The organism is Streptomyces sp. NBC_00029, assembly GCF_045160505.1.
Lineage (GTDB): Bacteria > Actinomycetota > Actinomycetes > Streptomycetales > Streptomycetaceae > Streptomyces.
Genome location: NZ_CP108292.1, coordinates 6,046,032 through 6,062,685, shown reverse-complemented (window position 1 = coordinate 6,062,685; position 16,654 = coordinate 6,046,032). Strand labels below are relative to the sequence as shown.

Genomic DNA, 16,654 nt, shown 5'->3' with positions numbered 1-16,654 from the left:
CACCCGGCGGTGGCCGGGGGGAGGAACTCTGACGACAGGACCTAGCAGTCGCGCAGCTCCGGCGACTGGTTGAGCAGCTGACCACGTATCGAAGTGAACTTGGCCAGCCGGTCGTCCACCGAGGGATCCAGCGGGAAGACCGCCAGCCGGTGGCAGTTCTGGAATGCCAGGCGCACTCCGAAGTGCCGCTGCAGCGCACCGCGTATCGCGTCACTCGCGAGGGCGCGCAGCAGCTGCCCCCGCGCCTGCTCGTCCGGCGGCGGCGTCTGGTTGTCGGCGAACTCTCCGCCGTCCACCTTCAGCTGGGCCACCAGCGAGCTGATCATCTCCCAGGCGTAGGGCAGGGAGGTCCGGACGCAGTCGACGAAGGCGGCTTCGTCGACCTCGCCTCGCTCGGCCTGTTCGAGTAGGGCCGGTGAGACGTCGAGCGACATGGGTTCTCCTCTCGCGACCCCGGCTGTTTGGGTTGCCGGAGTCTTACGGGCAGGGAAGGAGGTCGCGACGCAGAGTGCACGCTCGACAACCTCCCGCTCACCACGGTAGGCGTCCCATGGGTGACGCACCAGGAGAATGCGCATACAACGCGCCATCGGCGAACGGGGCTTTCAGGGGCGAATCGCGTGAAGGCGCATCCGTCGAGTAGCGTTGCCGACCATGCGTCTCGTCATTGCCCGCTGCTCCGTCGACTACGCGGGCCGGCTCACCGCCCATCTGCCCTCGGCACCCCGTCTGATCCTCGTGAAGGCCGACGGCAGTGTCTCGATCCACGCGGACGACCGAGCGTACAAACCGCTCAACTGGATGTCGCCGCCGTGCACCCTCAAGGAGGGGAGCGGGGACGAGGCCAACGTGTGGACGGTCATCAACAAGGCGGGCGAGAAGCTCATCATCACCATGGAGGAAGTCCTGCACGACTCCTCCCACGAGCTGGGCACGGACCCGGGGCTCATCAAGGACGGCGTCGAGGCACACCTGCAGGAACTGCTGGCGGACCGCATCGAAACGCTGGGCGAGGGCTACACGCTGATCCGGCGCGAGTACATGACGGCGATCGGCCCGGTCGACATCCTGTGCCGGGACTCCTCCGGTGCGACGGTGGCCGTGGAGATCAAGCGCCGCGGCGAGATCGACGGTGTCGAGCAGCTGACCCGCTACCTCGAACTCCTCAACCGCGACCCGCACCTGGCCCCGGTCCGCGGCATCTTCGCGGCCCAGGAGATCAAGCCGCAGGCGAAGGTCCTGGCGACGGACCGCGGGATGGACTGCGTGGTGCTGGACTACAACGCGCTGCGCGGCATCGAGGACGACAAGCTCCGCCTGTTCTGATCCTCCGGTCCTTCTGTTCTTCCGGTCCATCGGCGCTCGTGGTCAACGGCGCCTCCGGGCAACGGCTCCGCCCCCAGGGACGGAGCCGTTCTTCGTTCAGCGGCCGGTGACCGGTGAGGTGGCCGTGGCCGTGACCGCCTGGGTGGCCGTCGGCGACGGTACGGCGGTCTCCGTCGGGGTGGGAGAGGGGTTCGCGCTCGTCGGCGGGGGCGAGACGGGCGACGGCGGCGTGGAGCCGGGCGTGGTCGCGGACGGACGGCGCGACGGGGTCCGGACGGGCGTGCGGCCCGGGGCCGGGGCGACGCTCTGGCCGGGAACCGCGGCCTGCGACGGCGGCGCCGATACGGGCGGCTCCGGTGCAGGATCGTTCCCGCTGGTGCTCGGGGCCGTCATGGGCACCGTGGCCGTCGGAGTGGAGGACACCGCCGGTCCCTGCGCCGGCGGCGAGGTGTCGGAGGAACTGACCGCCAGGCTCACGACCGTGCCCAGGGCCACCACCGTCAGCGCGCCCGCGCCGGCCAGCAGCACCCGCCGGCGGCGGCTGGGGACCGGGGCCTGCGCGGCGGCCGGCCGGGGGGCGGCGGGCGCGGCGGGCTTCGGATCCAGCGGGAAGGCGTCCTCGAAGACCTCGGACAGCGTGGTGGGGGTCTGCGAGCGGGCGGTCACCGGCACGACCGGAGTCATACGGGTCACCGCCTCGGCGGAAACCCGGCCCACCGGAGACGCAGCGGTCGCCGGTCCGACGGCAGCGACCGGGGCCACGCGGGCCGTGGGCGCCTCGGAGGCCGCCCGGGCGGCCGGATCGGCCTTGGTGGCCTTGGTGGCCTTGGTGGTCGAAACGGCCGGGGCAGCCGGGGTGGCCGCCGTCACGGCCTCCGAGGCGGCCGCCAGGGCGGCCGGTGCCTCCAGCCGCAGCGGCGGCGACGCCGCGCCCGCGGTCTCCCGGTCGACGACCAGGGCCAGTGCCCGCCGGCCGGCGACCGTGCCCCGCTTGTCCGCCAGCGCGCCCCGCAGCCCGATCGAGGTCTCCAGCTCGGCCCGCGCGCGGTCCAGGCGCTCCTCGCACAGGGCCAGCACGCCGAGTTCGTGGTGGAAGTACGCCTGCTCGGCGACCTCTCCGGCCTTGCGCGCGGCCTCCGCCCCCGAGCGCAGCACCCGCTCCCAGGCCTCCCAGTGCAGCGAGGCGGCGAACGCCGGGGCCGCGGTCCGCGCCAGCAGCACCGCCGCGACCACGTCCGCACCGGCCAGCGCCGCGAGCACCGCGTCCGCCTCCGCCGCGACCCGCTCCGGGACCACCGAGGCGTGCCCGGTCCACCAGGCGTAGTGCCGTGCGGCCGTACGGGCCTCCTCGGACGCGGTGTCCCCGTACCCGACCTCCTCCAGCTGGCGCGCGACGCCGGGGGCGAGCCGGTAGCGCGTTCCGACGGGCGTCAGCAGCCCGCAGGCGAGCAGTTCCGCCACGGCCGTGTCGGCGTGGGTGTCCCCCACCAGTGCCGGCAGGTGCGCGTGGTGCGGCAGTTCCCCGCCCAGCGCGCACGCGATCCGCAGGGCGGCGCGCGCGGACTCGCTGACCCGCGAGGCCAGCAGCTCGGCCGGGGCCGCGGCCTCGGCCAGCGTCGGCAGCGGCACGTGCACGGCGTCGCGCGGGCGCTCCTCGAAGACGCCGGGCTCCTCCTCCTCGTCGTCCTCGTCGCTGTGGTTGAGCTCGTCCCGCTGGCGCAGCAGCGCGGCGGCCTGGACGAAGCGAAGCGGAAGCCCTTCGGAGGCGAAGCGCAGGTCGCCCGCCCAGGCGGTCTCCTCGTCCGTCAGCGGACGTCCGAGGCCCGCCTCCAGGAGCTGCACGCAGTCGGCCTTGCCGAGCCCGCCGAGGAAGACCTCCTCGATGTGCGAGTCGTCGGAGGGGGCCCGGGTGTCGGGGGTCGCGGCCAGCAGGTAGGCGCATTCGGGGGTGGCGCGCAGCAGCTCGTCGAGGGCGGGCCCGCCCATCTCCAGGTCGTCCAGCAGGACGACGGCGCCTATCTCCCGTACGCGGGCCAGGAGTTCGGCCCGTGCGGGCCGCTCCCGCACGGCCTCGTACACGGTGGCATAGAGCGTGTGGAGCAGTTCCCCGGGCTGCTGGTGCCCGTGGCCGGAGAGCCGTACGACGCCGTCGGGTGCGAGACCCTCGCACCGGTCGGCGACCGCGTCGAGCAGGGCGCTGCGGCCGGATCCGGAGGGCCCGGTCAGCCGTACGGAACGGCCGCGGCCCAGCAGCCGCACCAGCCGCTCCCGCTCCTCCTCGCGCTCCAGCAGGGGCCGGGCGGGGACGGCGGGGCCCGGCAGTACGGGAGGTCGTGCGGCGGCGGCTCGGACCGCGCGGGCGGCCGCGTCACGCTTGGCGGGGCGGCCCGGCCGTCCGGTGCCGGGGCGCAGCGGTTCGATCTCGCTGCCGTCGACCGGGTTGACGGTGAGGGTGAACTCGCCCGTGGTCAGGCTGACCACCCGTGCGGGCCCGGCCGCGGCGGGCGCGGCCGGTGTGGTGGCCGCGGCCGGCGCCGCGGGCGCGGAGTCGCCCTTGGGCTGCTCGTGCTGCTCGCTCTGCCCCTGTGTACGGTCCATGACCCAGTCCCCCGATCGCGGGCCGCGCGCCTCGCCGTCGTACCGCCCGGCCTGAGCGCACCCGCTGTCGCTACTGGTCCGGTTTCCGCCCGAACCCTAGACCGTGCCCGGTCGTGCGGGAAACCGCAGGGAGGGGATCACCACCGGACCGTTACGTTTCCGCAGGAAATGCAAAGGTCAGCGGGCTGCCGGTCAGACGCGGGGCAGGGACTCGGCTTCGAGGCCGCCCTCGATCGCGAGGATCCGGTGCAGCCTGGTCGCCACGAGGAGCCGCTGCATCTGCGGCGGCACCCCGCGCAGGACCAGGCGCCGGCCGGTCCGGCCGGCCCGGCGGTGCGCGCCCATGATCACGCCGAGGCCGGTGGCGTCCCAGGAGTCGAGCCCGGTGAGGTCGAGGACGAGATCGCCCTGGCCGTCGTCGAGGGCGGTGTGGAGGACCGTACGGGCGTCCGCCGCGCTGCGCACGTCGAGGCGGCCCCCGACAGCGAGTTCGGCGTGGTCGCCCCTGATGTGCATGTGTACTCCCGGCAGTACTGCGTACGTATGGGTCCGACTGGTCCGTGGTCGGCAACTCTCACTGCAACTGACTGCCGCACGGGCAGGGAAGTTGCCGACCGTGAGCGAACCGATACCTAATTCACCCTGAGGGGTGAAGGCATTCGAACGGTGGTGCTCCGTGGCGGGGCCAGACCTCAGTGCTTGTAGAAGCCCTGGCCGCTCTTGCGGCCGATGTCCCCGGCGTCCACCATCCGGCGCATGAGCTCCGGCGGGGCGAACTTCTCGTCCTGGGACTCGGTGTAGATGTTGCTGGTGGCGTGCAGCAGGATGTCGACGCCGGTGAGGTCGGCGGTGGCCAGCGGGCCCATCGCGTGTCCGAAGCCGAGCTTGCAGGCGATGTCGATGTCCTCGGCGGAGGCCACGCCCGACTCGTACAGCTTCGCGGCCTCGACGACCAGCGCGGAGATCAGACGGGTCGTCACGAAGCCGGCCACGTCGCGGTTGACGACGATGCAGGTCTTGCCGACGGACTCGGCGAAGGCCCGGGTGGTGGCGAGGGTTTCGTCGCTCGTCTTGTAGCCGCGTACGAGCTCGCACAGCTGCATCATCGGGACGGGCGAGAAGAAGTGCGCGCCGACGACCCGCTCCGGACGCTCCGTCACGGCAGCGATCTTCGTGATCGGGATGGCGGAGGTGTTGGAGGCGAGGATCGTGTCCTCACGGACGATCTTGTCCAGGGCGCGGAAGATCTCGTGCTTGATCTCGATCTTCTCGAAGGCCGCCTCCACCACGATGTCGACGTCGGAGACCGCGTCGAGGTCCGTGGTGGTGGTGATGCGCGCGAGCGCGGCCTCGGCGTCCTCGGCCGTCAGCTTGCCCTTGGAGACGAACTTGTCGTAGGAGGCCTTGATTCCGTCCGTGCCGCGGGTCAGCGCGGCATCGGTGACATCGCGGAGTACGACGTCCCAACCCGCCTGAGCGGAGACCTGCGCGATGCCGGAACCCATGAGTCCGGCACCGATGACGGCGAGCTTCCCAGCCACTACACACCCCTCGTTTCCATACGCCACAGTCACGTAGCCACTCCGGCGGAGACTAGCGCCCGGGCGGTGCGGTGTGACCGCGAAGTAACACGCGTCACGTCTCAGATGACGGACATCACACCGGTACGGCCCAGCACCCCTGCCCCGGCGTCCAGTTCATCCGCCGTCGTCCCCGGCGTGCTTCTCGGCCAGTGCGCGCAGCCGCCTCAGCTCCCTGCGCGCGGCGCCGAGGTGACCGATCTCGACGGCCATGGCGGCGCGGCCCGCGAGGTAGTGCGCGTCGGCCCTGGCCTGCGCGTCCGCCTGCGGGCACGCACAGATCCTCCGCTGCAGGAAGCGGAGCTGCCAGAGGATGTCGCGCGCCGTGGGGAGGTACGTCGGCACGGGCCCGCGCTCCTCGCGCAGCATGTCCTTCGCGTAGTCCCACACCTGCGCGTCGTGCTCGGCGGCGCCCGGTTCGCCCGGATGGTGCGGATGCCCCGCCCAGCGGGCGGCGTGCTCGCGCAGGTCGTCGAGGCGCTCGAGGGCGTCCCCCAGGCGTCCGGCGGCCACGGCCGCACGCCCGGCCCCGGCGCACTCGGCCGGTGCGGCGAGGCGGTCCGGGCCCGGTTCGCGCCGCGTCGCGAGGAAACCCGCCAGGAGGTCGATCTGCTGGGCGGCCTCGGCGAGCCGCCAGATGTAGTACGCGTCGGCCACGTGGCCACTCCCCCGTTCCCGGGGCTCCTGCGGCCCCCTCGGACCGTACGCGCGAAGCGGCGACCTCGCCCGGAATTTCCCCGGCGGGCCCGTCTACCCTGGCCGCATGGTGAACCTCACGCGCATCTACACCCGTACCGGCGACAAGGGCACGACCGCCCTGGGCGACATGAGCCGCACGGCCAAGACCGACCTGCGGATCTCCGCGTACGCCGACGCCAACGAGGCGAACGCGGCCATCGGGACGGCGATCGCGCTCGGCGGACTGCCGGCGGAGGTCGTGAAGGTCCTGGTTCGTGTGCAGAACGACCTGTTCGACGTAGGAGCCGACCTGTGCACCCCGGTGGTCGCGGACCCGGAGTACCCGCCGCTGCGCGTGGAGCAGTTCTACGTGGACAAGCTGGAGGCGGACTGCGACCACTTCCTGGAGCAGGTGGAGAAGCTGCGCAGCTTCATCCTCCCCGGCGGTACCCCCGGCGCCGCCCTGCTGCACCAGGCCTGCACCGTGGTCCGGCGCGCCGAGCGTTCGACGTGGGCGGCCCTGGAGGTGCACGGCGAGGTGATGAACCCGCTGACCGCCACCTACCTGAACCGCCTGTCCGACCTCCTGTTCATTCTGGCCAGGGTGGCCAACAAGGAGGTCGGGGACGTGCTGTGGGTGCCGGGCGGCGAGCGCTGACGGGACGACCCGGGTCAGCGCTCGGACCGGACGCAAGAAGGGTCCTCGGCGGCGGCCGCCGGGGCCTTGCCCGGCCAGATCGTGTACGCCGCGGCGACCAGGGCGTGGATGCCGACCACGCGCAGGGCGCCGAACTGCCAGGCCTGGAGGGAGCTGACGTCGCCCGCGTCGCCGACGTACCAGATCGCCACCTGCAGCAGGGCCAGGGCGACGGCGGCGGCGATCACCGTACGGACCCAGAGCTTCCACTCGTGCAGGGACCGCGCCCTTCCGTACCCGGCGCCCGCCGGCTTCGGTCCTCCGGCCAGCCGGTACGCGGCGTGCCCGTCGAGCCACTTGACCGTGTAGTGGCCGAAAGCCACGGTGTAGCCGATGTAGAGCGCGGCCAGTCCGTGCTTCCAGTCCGGCTCGGCGCCGTTCTTGAGGTCGAGCGTGGTGACCACCAGCAGGACGAGCTCCATCAGGGGCTCGCAGAGCAGGACCGCCGCCCCCAGCCTGGGCATCTTCGCCAGGTAGCGCAGGGCCAGTCCGGCCGCCAGCAATACCCAGAAGCCGATCTCACAGGCGATGATCAGCGCGACGATCATGGGACTCTCCGTCCGCTCGGTTTCCTCGTTCCCTTCAAGGCTCCCGTCCGGCCGGGCCCGTTGCGTCGTCACCAGTGACCATGTCGGCATGCATCGTTCGATGTACCCGGACCTCGGTCTCTCCGCCGAGGTGCAGGAGCCGCGCACCCTGTTGGATGGGACCGTGACCACGAAGATCCACGACCTGCGTCCGCACCGGGACGACGTCCTCCTCGCGGCGGTCAGCACGGCCGCGGGCCTGGCGTTCTGGTCGCTCGGCGTCTACAGCAGCCCCAGCCGGAACTCTCTGCCGGCCTGGGCGGCCCTGGTGCCGCTGGTGGTCCTCGGCTCGATGGAGCTGCTGCGCCGCACCAGGCCCCGGGTGACCCTCGTCGTCGGCACCCTCGGGGTGATCGCCGACCAGTTCACGGTCGGCTGCCTCGCCACCGTCGTCATCTTCACCGATCTGATGTACGCCGCCGTGGTCTACGGAAAACCGGCCATGGCCCGGCGCCTCCCGGTCAGCACCGGCCTGATCACGATCGTGATCACCATCGCCTCGCTGGCCTGGCTGCGCTCCCCGCAGGCCCTGCTGATCGGCGCGATCACCGGCATCGTCAGCTTCGCCCCGGCCCTGACCGGCGCCACCCTGCGCAATCACCGCGAGGCCGCCGAGGCGGCCCGGCTGCGGGCGGAGCAGACCGCGCTGCTGGCCGAGATGGACCGCAGCCAGGCGGTGGCGGCCGAGCGTGCCCGGATGGCCCGGGAGCTGCACGACATGGTGGCCAACCACCTCTCCGCCATCGCCATCCACTCCACCGCCGCGCTGTCCATCGACACGGCGGCGACCAGCCGCGACGCGCTCGGGGTGATCCGTGAGAACAGCGTGCAGGGGCTGGCCGAAATGCGCCGTCTGATCGGGCTGCTCCGGGATGCGGGGGGCGACCGGCAACCGGTCGCCGTGCCCTCACTGGACGGCCTGGACGCCCTGATCGGACAGGCCCGGACCAACGGCTCGGCGAGCGGGCTGGCCTTCGTACTCCACGACGAGCGGCCGCCCGGGGAACCGGCGGCGGCCCCGGTGGAGCTGGCCGCCTACCGGATCGTCCAGGAGTCGCTGACCAACGCCCTCAAGCACGCCGCTCCGGGCACGGTCACGGTCCGCGTGGAGCACACCGGCGGACTGCTGACGGTGGCGGTGGACTCCCCCTACGGCGACCGGCCGGGCCCGCGAGCCCCGGGCTCCGGGGCCGGGCTGATCGGCATGCGGGAACGGACGGAACTGCTGGGCGGGGAGTTCACGGCGGGCCGCTGCGATGCGGTGTGGCAGGTACGGGCGACACTGCCCGCGGAGGAGAAGGCGGTGGAGGCATGACCATTCGGGTGGTGGTGGCGGAGGATCAGGGCGCGGTGCGCGCCGGGCTGGTGCTCATCCTGCGCAGCGCGGGCGACATCGAGGTGGTGGGCGAGGCGGCCGACGGGGAGGAGGCGGTGCGCCTGGCCCGGGAGCTGCGGCCGGATCTCGTCCTCATGGACGTGCAGATGCCCAGGCTGGACGGGGTCTCGGCGACCCGACAGGTGGTCGCGGAGGGCCTGGCCGATGTCCTGGTGCTGACCACCTTCGACCTCGACGAGTACGTCTTCGGGGCGCTGCGGGCGGGGGCGTCGGGCTTCCTGCTGAAGAACGCGGACGCGGCGGAGCTCATCGAGGCGGTACGCACCGTCGCGCGCGGCGAGGGCCTGATCTCCCCGGCGGTGACCAGACGGCTGATCGCGGAGTTCGCGGCTCCCCGTCCGGCGCGGCCCGCTCCGGCGCCCGAGCGGGCCGCGGCGGTGGCCTCCCTCACCCGGCGGGAGCGGGAGGTGCTGAGCGCTCTGGGCGAGGGGCTGTCGAACGCGGAGATCGCGGCGCGGCTGGAGATGGCGGAGGCGACGGCCAAGACGCACGTCAGCAGGCTGCTCGGCAAGCTGGAGCTGCGCAGTCGCCTCCAAGCGGCTGTACTGGCGCAGGAGTTGGGGATATAGGCACGAAGTCGCCCACCGGTCTGGACCTCTTGACGGTTGGTCCAGACCTTTCTACGCTCGCCGCAACACTGTGGTGAGCGTGCCATGACAAAGCGTGCTCACGGGCGGCGCAGGTCCCACCCCCATGTCGCAGCCGGCCCCACGGCCGCGACGGACCTACGGAGGATCCTTGAGCACAGCATCCCCACCCCGCACCAGGCGCACCCGGTTCTTCAGTCGAGTCGCGGCGATCGTGGCCGTGCTCGCCCTCCCCGTCACCGGCCTGGTCGCACTCGCCGGCCCGGCCCAGGCGGCCGCCTCCGCGACGGCGACGTACACCAAGGTCTCCGACTGGGGCTCCGGCTTCGAGGGCAAGTGGGTGGTGAAGAACACCGGCACCACCACCCTCAGCAGCTGGACCGTGGAGTGGGACTACCCGGCGGGCACCTCGGTGACCTCCGCCTGGGACGCCACCGTCACGAGCTCGGGCACCCACTGGACCGCGAAGAACCTGGGCTGGAACGGCACCCTCGCCCCCGGGGCCACCGCCAGCTTCGGCTTCAACGGCGCCGGCTCCGGCGCCCCGAGCGGCTGCAGGATCAACGGAGCCTCCTGCGACGGCGGCACCCAGCCCGGTGACACTCCCCCCACGGCTCCCGGCGCCCCCGCCGCGAGCAACGTCGCCGACACCTCGCTGACCCTGACCTGGACCCCGGCCACGGACGACAAGGGCGTCAAGAACTACGACGTCTACCGGGGCTCCGCCAGGATCGCCACCGTCACCGGGACGAGCTACGCGGACTCGGGCCTGACCAAGGGCACGACGTACACCTACAGCGTCACCGCCCGCGACACCATCGACCAGACCGGTCCCTCCTCCGGCTCCACCACGGTCACGACGACCGGAGGGGTCATTCCCCCGGACCCGAGCGGCAAGGTCAAGCTCGGCTACTTCACCAACTGGGGCGTCTACGGCCGCAACTACCACGTGAAGAACCTGGTCACCTCCGGCACCGCGGGCAAGATCACCCACATCAACTACGCCTTCGGCAACGTCCAGAACGGCCAGTGCACCATCGGTGACGCCTACGCCGACTACGACAAGGCCTACACCGCCGACCAGAGCGTCGACGGCGTCGCCGACACCTGGGACCAGCCCCTGCGCGGCAACTTCAACCAGCTGCGCAAGCTGAAGAAGGCCTACCCGAACATCAAGGTCCTGTGGTCCTTCGGCGGCTGGACCTGGTCCGGCGGGTTCCCGCAAGCCGCCGCCAACCCGACCGCCTTCGCCCAGTCCTGCTACAACCTGGTCGAGGACCCGCGCTGGGCCGACGTCTTCGACGGCATCGACCTGGACTGGGAGTACCCGAACGCCTGCGGCCTGTCCTGCGACACCAGCGGAGCGGCCGCCTTCAAGAACCTGATGCAGGCGACCCGGGCCAAGTTCGGCGCGAACAACCTGGTCACCGCGGCCATCACCGCCGACGCCTCCAGCGGCGGCAAGATCGACGCGGCCGACTACGGCGGCGCCGCGCAGTACGTCGACTTCTACAACGTCATGACGTACGACTTCTTCGGTGCCTGGGCGGCGCAGGGGCCGACGGCCCCGCACTCCCCGCTCACCTCGTACGCGGGCATCCCGCAGGCCGGCTTCAACTCGGCCGACGCCATCGCCAAGCTCAAGGCCAAGGGCGTCGCAGGCTCCAAGCTGAACCTCGGCATCGGCTTCTACGGCCGCGGCTGGACCGGAGTCACCCAGGCGGCCCCCGGCGGCACCGCCACCGGGCCCGCGCCCGGCACGTACGAGCAGGGCATCGAGGACTACAAGGTGCTCAAGAACAGCTGCCCGGCCACCGGCACCGTCGCCGGCACGGCCTACGCCAAGTGCGGCAGCAACTGGTGGAGCTACGACACCCCCGCCACGATCGCCGGGAAGATGACCTGGGCCAAGCAGCAGGGCCTGCGGGGAGCCTTCTACTGGGAGTTCAGCGGCGACACCACGAACGGTGAGCTCGCGAACGCGGTCCACACCGGGCTGCAGTAAGGACCGAAGCCGGGGAGACGGGTCCGCCCCCGTCTCCCCGGCTTCTTCACGTCCGGCGTGCGTGCGGCCCGATCAGGCCACATTCACCCTCTGGCCGGGAGGCGCCGCCTCCAGCCAGGCCAGGAAACCGGTCAGCGCGTCTTCGCTCATCGCCAGCTCCAGGCGGGTCCCCCGGTGGAGACAGCCGAGCACGACGGCGTCGGAGAGCAGCGCCAGCTCCTCCTCGCCCTCCGGGGCGCGGCGGGCGACGACCTCGATGGAGGACCGCTCCAGCAGCCGGCGCGGGCGCGGGGAGTACGAGAACACCCGGAACCACTCGATCCGGTCACCGCTGTAGCGCGCGACCCCGTACACCCAGCCCTTGCCGGAGATGTCGGGCTCGTCGGACACACCCCACCGCATGCTGCAGTCGAAGGTTCCGCCGGACCGCTGGATGAGTCTGCGGCGCAGCCCGAAGACAAACAGCCCGATCACCACCAGGGTTACGACCAGGCCGCTCACAAGCAGAGCGAGGAGCATCTTCACCGACCTCCTCGCACATCGAATACGCATGAGAACTGGGGGCCCCTCCCAGACGGAGTCCGGGGGAGGACCTGCATCGCCTCAGCCGCGACCCGGTCTGGAAAATTCCAGCACGGACCGCGGCTGAGGTCTGCTGCGTCCCGGCGGTCGCCCACCGGGACTCAAGCGATCAAACTCCGACGGGCGTTCAGCCCGTTACGGCGCGCAGCCGGACATCAGCGCGACGCTCGGCGGCCGCATCGGCCTCCGCCTTCGCGCGCTCCAGTGCCCGCTCCGCACGCTGGACGTCAATCTCGTCCGCGAGCTCGGCGATCTCGGCCAGCAGGGACAGCTTGTTGTCCGCGAACGAGATGAAACCGCCGTGCACCGCGGCGACGACAGTGTTGCCCTCGCTGGTGCGGATGGTCACCGGGCCCGATTCCAGCACACCGAGAAGCGGCTGGTGACCGGGCATGACGCCGATGTCGCCGGACGTGGTGCGGGCGACAACAAGGGTGGCCTCGCCGGACCAGACATTGCGGTCCGCCGCGACCAGCTCGACGTGCAGCTCAGCAGCCAAGGTGGCTCCTCGGGTCACCACCCGGCGGGTCGGCCGGGTGTTGGGTCAAATTCTAATGGGCGTGGGGAGAGGGACGGGACACACCCGCCCCTCTCCATGAAACCTGTGACACCGGATGCGCTCCGTGAGGAGCGCGCCGGATCAGGAGACGCCCAGCTCCTTGGCGTTGGCCTTCAGGTCCTCGATGCCACCGCACAGGAAGAACGCCTGCTCGGGGAAGTGGTCGTAGTCACCGTCGCAGATCGCGTTGAACGCGGTGATCGACTCCTCGAGCGGAACGTCCGAACCGTCCACGCCGGTGAACTGCTTCGCCACGTGGGTGTTCTGCGACAGGAAGCGCTCGACGCGACGGGCACGGTGGACAACGAGCTTGTCCTCCTCGCCCAGCTCGTCGATACCGAGGATCGCGATGATGTCCTGGAGGTCCTTGTACTTCTGCAGGATCCCCTTGACGCGCATCGCCGTGGCGTAGTGGTCCGCCGCGATGTACCGCGGGTCGAGGATGCGGGACGTCGAGTCCAGCGGGTCCACGGCCGGGTAGATGCCCTTCTCGGAGATCGGACGGGAAAGAACCGTCGTCGCGTCGAGGTGGGCGAAGGTGGTCGCCGGCGCCGGGTCGGTCAGGTCGTCCGCGGGGACGTAGATCGCCTGCATCGAGGTGATCGAGTGACCACGGGTCGAGGTGATGCGCTCCTGGAGGAGACCCATCTCGTCGGCCAGGTTCGGCTGGTAACCCACCGCGGAGGGCATACGGCCGAGCAGGGTCGACACCTCGGAACCCGCCTGGGTGTACCGGAAGATGTTGTCGATGAAGAAGAGCACGTCCTGCTTCTGCACATCGCGGAAGTACTCCGCCATGGTCAGACCGGCAAGCGCGACGCGCAGACGGGTGCCCGGGGGCTCGTCCATCTGGCCGAAGACGAGCGCCGTCTTGTCGATGACGCCGGAGTCGGCCATCTCCTCGATGAGGTCGTTGCCCTCACGGGTACGCTCACCGACGCCCGCGAACACCGACACACCGTCGTGGTTGTTGGCGACGCGGTAGATCATTTCCTGGATCAGAACGGTCTTGCCGACACCGGCACCACCGAACAGACCGATCTTTCCACCCTTGACGTACGGGGTGAGAAGGTCGATGACCTTGACGCCGGTCTCGAACATCTCGGTCTTCGACTCGAGCTCGTCGAAGCGGGGCGCCTTGCGGTGGATCGGCCAGCGCTCGGTGACGTTGGCGTTCTCCTCCGGGTAGTTCAGCACCTCACCGAGGGTGTTGAACACCTTGCCCTTGGTGAAGTCACCGACGGGGACGGTGATGCCCTCGCCCGTGTCGGTCACCGGGGCCTGGCGGACCAGACCGTCGGTCGGCTGCATCGAGATGGTACGGACGAGGCCGTCACCCAGGTGCTGCGCGACCTCGAGGGTCAGGGTCTTCAGCTCGCCGTCCTGGGCCGGGTCGGCGACCTGGACCTTGAGGGCGTTGTAGATCTCGGGCATGGCGTCGACGGGGAACTCCACGTCGACGACCGGGCCGATGACCCGGGCGACGCGGCCCGTGGCGGCGGCCGTCTCAACAGTGGTCGTCATTACTTGTCACTCCCCGCGGTCGCGTCAGCCATGGCGCTCGCGCCACCGACGATCTCGCTGATTTCCTGGGTGATTTCGGCCTGGCGGGCCGCGTTGGCAAGCCGGGAGAGGCTCTTGATGAGGTCTCCGGCGTTGTCGGTCGCCGACTTCATCGCGCGGCGGCGGGCGGCGTGCTCGGAAGCGGCCGACTGCAGCAGTGCGTTGTAGATACGGCTCTCGACGTAGCGCGGCAGAAGGGCGTCGAGGACGTCCTCCGCCGACGGCTCGAAGTCGAACAGCGGAAGGATCTCGCCCTTCGCGCCGTCCTCCTCCTCTGCCTTGTCGAGGCTGAGCGGCAGCATCCGGCCGTCGACCGCGTTCTGCGTCATCATCGACACGAATTCCGTGTAGACGACGTGCAGCTCGTCGACGCCGCCCTCGGCCGTGTCCAGCTGGATGGCCTCGATCAGCGGTCCGGCGACGCGCTTGGCGTCGGCGTAGGCCGGGCTGTCGGTGAAGCCGGTCCACGAATCCGCGACCTTGCGCTCGCGGAACCCGAAGTAGGCGACACCCTTGCGGCCGACGATGTACGTGTCGACCTCCTTGCCCTCAGCGCGCAGCCGCTCGGTGAGCCGCTCCGCCTGCTTGATGGCGTTCGAGGAGTAGCCGCCGGCCAGACCGCGGTCGCTCGTGATGAGCAGGATCGCGGCACGGGTCGGCTGCTCGACCTCGGTCGTCAGGGCGTGCTTGGTGTTCGAACCGGTCGCCACCGCGGTCACCGCACGGGTGAGCTCGGTCGCGTACGGCATCGACGCCGCCACCTTGCGCTGCGCCTTGACGATGCGCGAGGCGGCGATCATCTCCATCGCCTTGGTGATCTTCTTGGTCGCCGTGATGGCACGGATGCGACGCTTGTAGACCCGGAGCTGCGCTCCCATGAGTCAGGTCCCTTCCGTCGTCACTTGGAGACGTTGACGGCCGGTGCGTCCTCGCCCAGCAGCTTGCCGTCCGAGGTCTCGAACTGCCGCTTGAAGCCGGTGATGGCGTCCGCGATGGAGGACAGGGTGTCGTCCGACATCTTGCTGCCGTCGGCGATGGAGGTGAGGAGGTCCTTGCGCTCGCGGCGCAGGTGCTCCAGCAGCTCCGACTCGAAGCGACGGATGTCGGCGACCGGAACGTCGTCCATCTTGCCGGTGGTGCCGGCCCAGACGGAGACGACCTGCTCCTCGACGGGCATCGGCTGGTACTGGCCCTGCTTCAGCAGCTCGACCAGGCGCTTGCCGCGCTCCAGCGAAGCCTTCGAAGCGGCGTCCAGGTCGGAACCGAAGGCGGCGAACGCCTCCAGCTCACGGTACTGGGCGAGGTCCAGGCGCAGACGGCCGGAAACCTGCTTCATGGCCTTGTGCTGGGCGGAGCCACCGACGCGGGAGACCGAGATACCGACGTTCAGCGCCGGGCGCTGGCCCGCGTTGAACAGGTCGGACTCCAGGAAGCACTGGCCGTCGGTGATGGAGATGACGTTGGTCGGGATGAACGCCGACACGTCGTTCGCCTTGGTCTCGACGATCGGCAGACCGGTCATCGAACCGGCACCCATGTCGTCGGACAGCTTCGCGCAGCGCTCCAGCAGACGGGAGTGCAGGTAGAAGACGTCACCCGGGTAGGCCTCGCGGCCCGGCGGGCGGCGCAGCAGCAGCGACACGGCGCGGTAGGCGTCGGCCTGCTTCGACAGGTCGTCGAAGATGATCAGGACGTGCTTGCCGGCGTACATCCAGTGCTGGCCGATGGCGGAACCGGTGTACGGCGCCAGGTACTTGAAGCCGGCCGGGTCGGACGCCGGGGCGGCGACGATCGTCGTGTACTCGAGCGCACCGGCGTCTTCCAGGGCGCCGCGAACGGACGCGATGGTCGAGCCCTTCTGGCCGATGGCGACGTAGATGCAGCGAACCTGCTTGTTCACGTCGCCCGAGCGCCAGTTGTCGCGCTGGTTGATGATCGTGTCGACGGCCAGAGCGGTCTTACCCGTCTGACGGTCGCCGATGATCAGCTGACGCTGGCCGCGGCCGACGGGGACCATCGCGTCGATGGCCTTGTAGCCGGTCTGCATCGGCTCGTGGACCGACTTGCGGACCATGACGCCGGGGGCCTGCAGCTCGAGGGCGCGTCGGCCTTCGGTCGCGATCTCGCCGAGACCGTCGATCGGGTTGCCGAGCGGGTCGACGACGCGGCCGAGGTAACCCTCGCCGACGCCGACGGAGAGCACCTCACCGGTGCGCTGCACCGGCTGGCCCTCCTCGATACCGCTGAACTCGCCGAGGACGACCGCACCGATCTCGCGCTCCTCGAGGTTGAGGGCGAGACCGAGGGTGCCGTCCTCGAACTTCAGCAGCTCGTTCGCCATGGCGGAGGGCAGACCCTCCACCTTCGCGATGCCGTCGCCGGCAACGCTGACCGTTCCGACCTCCTCGCGCGAGGCCGCGTCCGGCTGGTACGACTGGACAAAGTTCTCCAGTGCGTCCCGGATCTCCTCCGGCCGGATCGTGAGCTCCGCCATCT

The 16,654-nt window shown here is 70.8% G+C and carries 16 protein-coding genes; 5 read left to right on the top strand and 11 right to left on the bottom strand.

Annotated features, from left to right (window positions below):
* Positions 1–41: 41 nt before the first annotated feature.
* Positions 42–434 carry an SCO5389 family protein gene (locus tag OG753_RS28515; RefSeq protein WP_327264480.1) on the bottom strand — a complete coding sequence of 131 codons (393 nt, stop codon included), beginning with the start codon at positions 432–434 and terminating at the stop codon, positions 42–44.
* A 220-nt stretch (positions 435–654) separates the two neighbouring features.
* Here OG753_RS28515 and nucS point away from each other — a divergent pair, with 220 nt between their 5' ends.
* Complete coding sequence (gene nucS, locus OG753_RS28510; RefSeq protein ID WP_327264479.1) at positions 655–1,326, top strand: endonuclease NucS; 672 nt, start codon at positions 655–657, stop codon at positions 1,324–1,326.
* Positions 1,327–1,422: 96 nt separating this feature from the next.
* On the opposite strand, the gene OG753_RS28505 is transcribed toward nucS, so the two are convergent.
* The 4 genes from OG753_RS28505 to OG753_RS28490 all read right to left on the bottom strand — a co-directional run bounded on the left by OG753_RS28505 (position 1,423) and on the right by OG753_RS28490 (position 6,161).
* Entirely contained in the window at positions 1,423–3,924 is a 2,502-nt protein-coding gene (locus OG753_RS28505; protein WP_405790666.1) for an ATP-binding protein, read from the bottom strand.
* Between the two features lie 192 nt (positions 3,925–4,116).
* Positions 4,117–4,440 (bottom strand): STAS domain-containing protein, encoded by a 324-nt coding sequence (locus OG753_RS28500; protein WP_031148287.1) that lies wholly within the window; start codon positions 4,438–4,440, stop codon positions 4,117–4,119.
* Between the two features lie 176 nt (positions 4,441–4,616).
* Positions 4,617–5,465, bottom strand: a complete 849-nt coding sequence (locus tag OG753_RS28495; protein WP_327264477.1) for a 3-hydroxyacyl-CoA dehydrogenase family protein — start codon at positions 5,463–5,465, stop codon at positions 4,617–4,619.
* 156 nt (positions 5,466–5,621) lie between these two features.
* Complete coding sequence (locus tag OG753_RS28490; RefSeq protein WP_405790664.1) at positions 5,622–6,161, bottom strand: hypothetical protein; 540 nt, start codon at positions 6,159–6,161, stop codon at positions 5,622–5,624.
* Positions 6,162–6,267: 106 nt separating this feature from the next.
* Between OG753_RS28490 and OG753_RS28485 the strand changes: the two genes are divergently transcribed.
* Entirely contained in the window at positions 6,268–6,840 is a 573-nt protein-coding gene (locus tag OG753_RS28485; RefSeq protein ID WP_327264475.1) for a cob(I)yrinic acid a,c-diamide adenosyltransferase, read from the top strand.
* A gap of 14 nt (positions 6,841–6,854) precedes the next feature.
* Here the strand turns inward: OG753_RS28485 and OG753_RS28480 are convergent, their stop codons facing one another.
* A complete protein-coding gene (locus OG753_RS28480) occupies positions 6,855–7,427 on the bottom strand; it encodes a hypothetical protein (RefSeq protein ID WP_327264474.1) in 573 nt (190 codons plus the stop codon).
* A 151-nt stretch (positions 7,428–7,578) separates the two neighbouring features.
* Here OG753_RS28480 and OG753_RS28475 point away from each other — a divergent pair, with 151 nt between their 5' ends.
* The 3 genes from OG753_RS28475 to OG753_RS28465 all read left to right on the top strand — a co-directional run bounded on the left by OG753_RS28475 (position 7,579) and on the right by OG753_RS28465 (position 11,454).
* The gene (locus OG753_RS28475; RefSeq protein ID WP_405792841.1) at positions 7,579–8,781 is read left to right on the top strand and encodes a sensor histidine kinase; all 1,203 of its coding nucleotides are present in this window, start codon (positions 7,579–7,581) and stop codon (positions 8,779–8,781) included.
* Positions 8,778–9,431 (top strand): response regulator, encoded by a 654-nt coding sequence (locus tag OG753_RS28470; RefSeq protein ID WP_405790662.1) that lies wholly within the window; start codon positions 8,778–8,780, stop codon positions 9,429–9,431. The genes OG753_RS28475 and OG753_RS28470 overlap by 4 nt, the downstream gene beginning before the upstream one ends.
* 124 nt (positions 9,432–9,555) lie before the next feature.
* Positions 9,556–11,454: a glycosyl hydrolase family 18 protein gene (locus OG753_RS28465; RefSeq protein ID WP_327264472.1), complete on the top strand. Its 1,899-nt coding sequence runs from the start codon at positions 9,556–9,558 to the stop codon at positions 11,452–11,454.
* Positions 11,455–11,526: 72 nt separating this feature from the next.
* Here OG753_RS28465 and OG753_RS28460 read toward each other — a convergent pair whose 3' ends face one another.
* The 5 genes from OG753_RS28460 to atpA all read right to left on the bottom strand — a co-directional run bounded on the left by OG753_RS28460 (position 11,527) and on the right by atpA (position 16,652).
* Positions 11,527–11,973, bottom strand: coding sequence for a DUF2550 domain-containing protein (locus tag OG753_RS28460; RefSeq protein WP_327264471.1), 447 nt, complete (start codon positions 11,971–11,973; stop codon positions 11,527–11,529).
* A 190-nt stretch (positions 11,974–12,163) separates the two neighbouring features.
* Positions 12,164–12,535: a F0F1 ATP synthase subunit epsilon gene (locus tag OG753_RS28455; protein WP_150259378.1), complete on the bottom strand. Its 372-nt coding sequence runs from the start codon at positions 12,533–12,535 to the stop codon at positions 12,164–12,166.
* Positions 12,536–12,676: 141 nt separating this feature from the next.
* Complete coding sequence (atpD, locus tag OG753_RS28450; RefSeq protein WP_327264470.1) at positions 12,677–14,119, bottom strand: F0F1 ATP synthase subunit beta; 1,443 nt, start codon at positions 14,117–14,119, stop codon at positions 12,677–12,679.
* Entirely contained in the window at positions 14,119–15,036 is a 918-nt protein-coding gene (locus tag OG753_RS28445) for a F0F1 ATP synthase subunit gamma (RefSeq protein WP_327264469.1), read from the bottom strand. The genes atpD and OG753_RS28445 overlap by 1 nt, the downstream gene beginning before the upstream one ends.
* A 20-nt stretch (positions 15,037–15,056) precedes the next feature.
* Positions 15,057–16,652 carry a F0F1 ATP synthase subunit alpha gene (gene atpA, locus OG753_RS28440; RefSeq protein WP_405790660.1) on the bottom strand — a complete coding sequence of 532 codons (1,596 nt, stop codon included), beginning with the start codon at positions 16,650–16,652 and terminating at the stop codon, positions 15,057–15,059.
* Positions 16,653–16,654: the final 2 nt, after the last annotated feature.

Coding starts and splice junctions, on each gene's coding strand:
- OG753_RS28515 (WP_327264480.1), bottom strand. CDS start 434: ATGTCGCTCGACGTCTCACCGGCCCTACTCGAACAGGCCGAGCGAGGC.
- nucS (WP_327264479.1), top strand. CDS start 655: ATGCGTCTCGTCATTGCCCGCTGCTCCGTCGACTACGCGGGCCGGCTC.
- OG753_RS28505 (WP_405790666.1), bottom strand. CDS start 3,924: ATGGACCGTACACAGGGGCAGAGCGAGCAGCACGAGCAGCCCAAGGGC.
- OG753_RS28500 (WP_031148287.1), bottom strand. CDS start 4,440: ATGCACATCAGGGGCGACCACGCCGAACTCGCTGTCGGGGGCCGCCTC.
- OG753_RS28485 (WP_327264475.1), top strand. CDS start 6,268: ATGGTGAACCTCACGCGCATCTACACCCGTACCGGCGACAAGGGCACG.
- OG753_RS28480 (WP_327264474.1), bottom strand. CDS start 7,427: ATGATCGTCGCGCTGATCATCGCCTGTGAGATCGGCTTCTGGGTATTG.
- OG753_RS28470 (WP_405790662.1), top strand. CDS start 8,778: ATGACCATTCGGGTGGTGGTGGCGGAGGATCAGGGCGCGGTGCGCGCC.
- OG753_RS28465 (WP_327264472.1), top strand. CDS start 9,556: ATGTCGCAGCCGGCCCCACGGCCGCGACGGACCTACGGAGGATCCTTG.
- OG753_RS28460 (WP_327264471.1), bottom strand. CDS start 11,973: ATGCTCCTCGCTCTGCTTGTGAGCGGCCTGGTCGTAACCCTGGTGGTG.
- atpD (WP_327264470.1), bottom strand. CDS start 14,119: ATGACGACCACTGTTGAGACGGCCGCCGCCACGGGCCGCGTCGCCCGG.
- OG753_RS28445 (WP_327264469.1), bottom strand. CDS start 15,036: ATGGGAGCGCAGCTCCGGGTCTACAAGCGTCGCATCCGTGCCATCACG.
- atpA (WP_405790660.1), bottom strand. CDS start 16,652: ATGGCGGAGCTCACGATCCGGCCGGAGGAGATCCGGGACGCACTGGAG.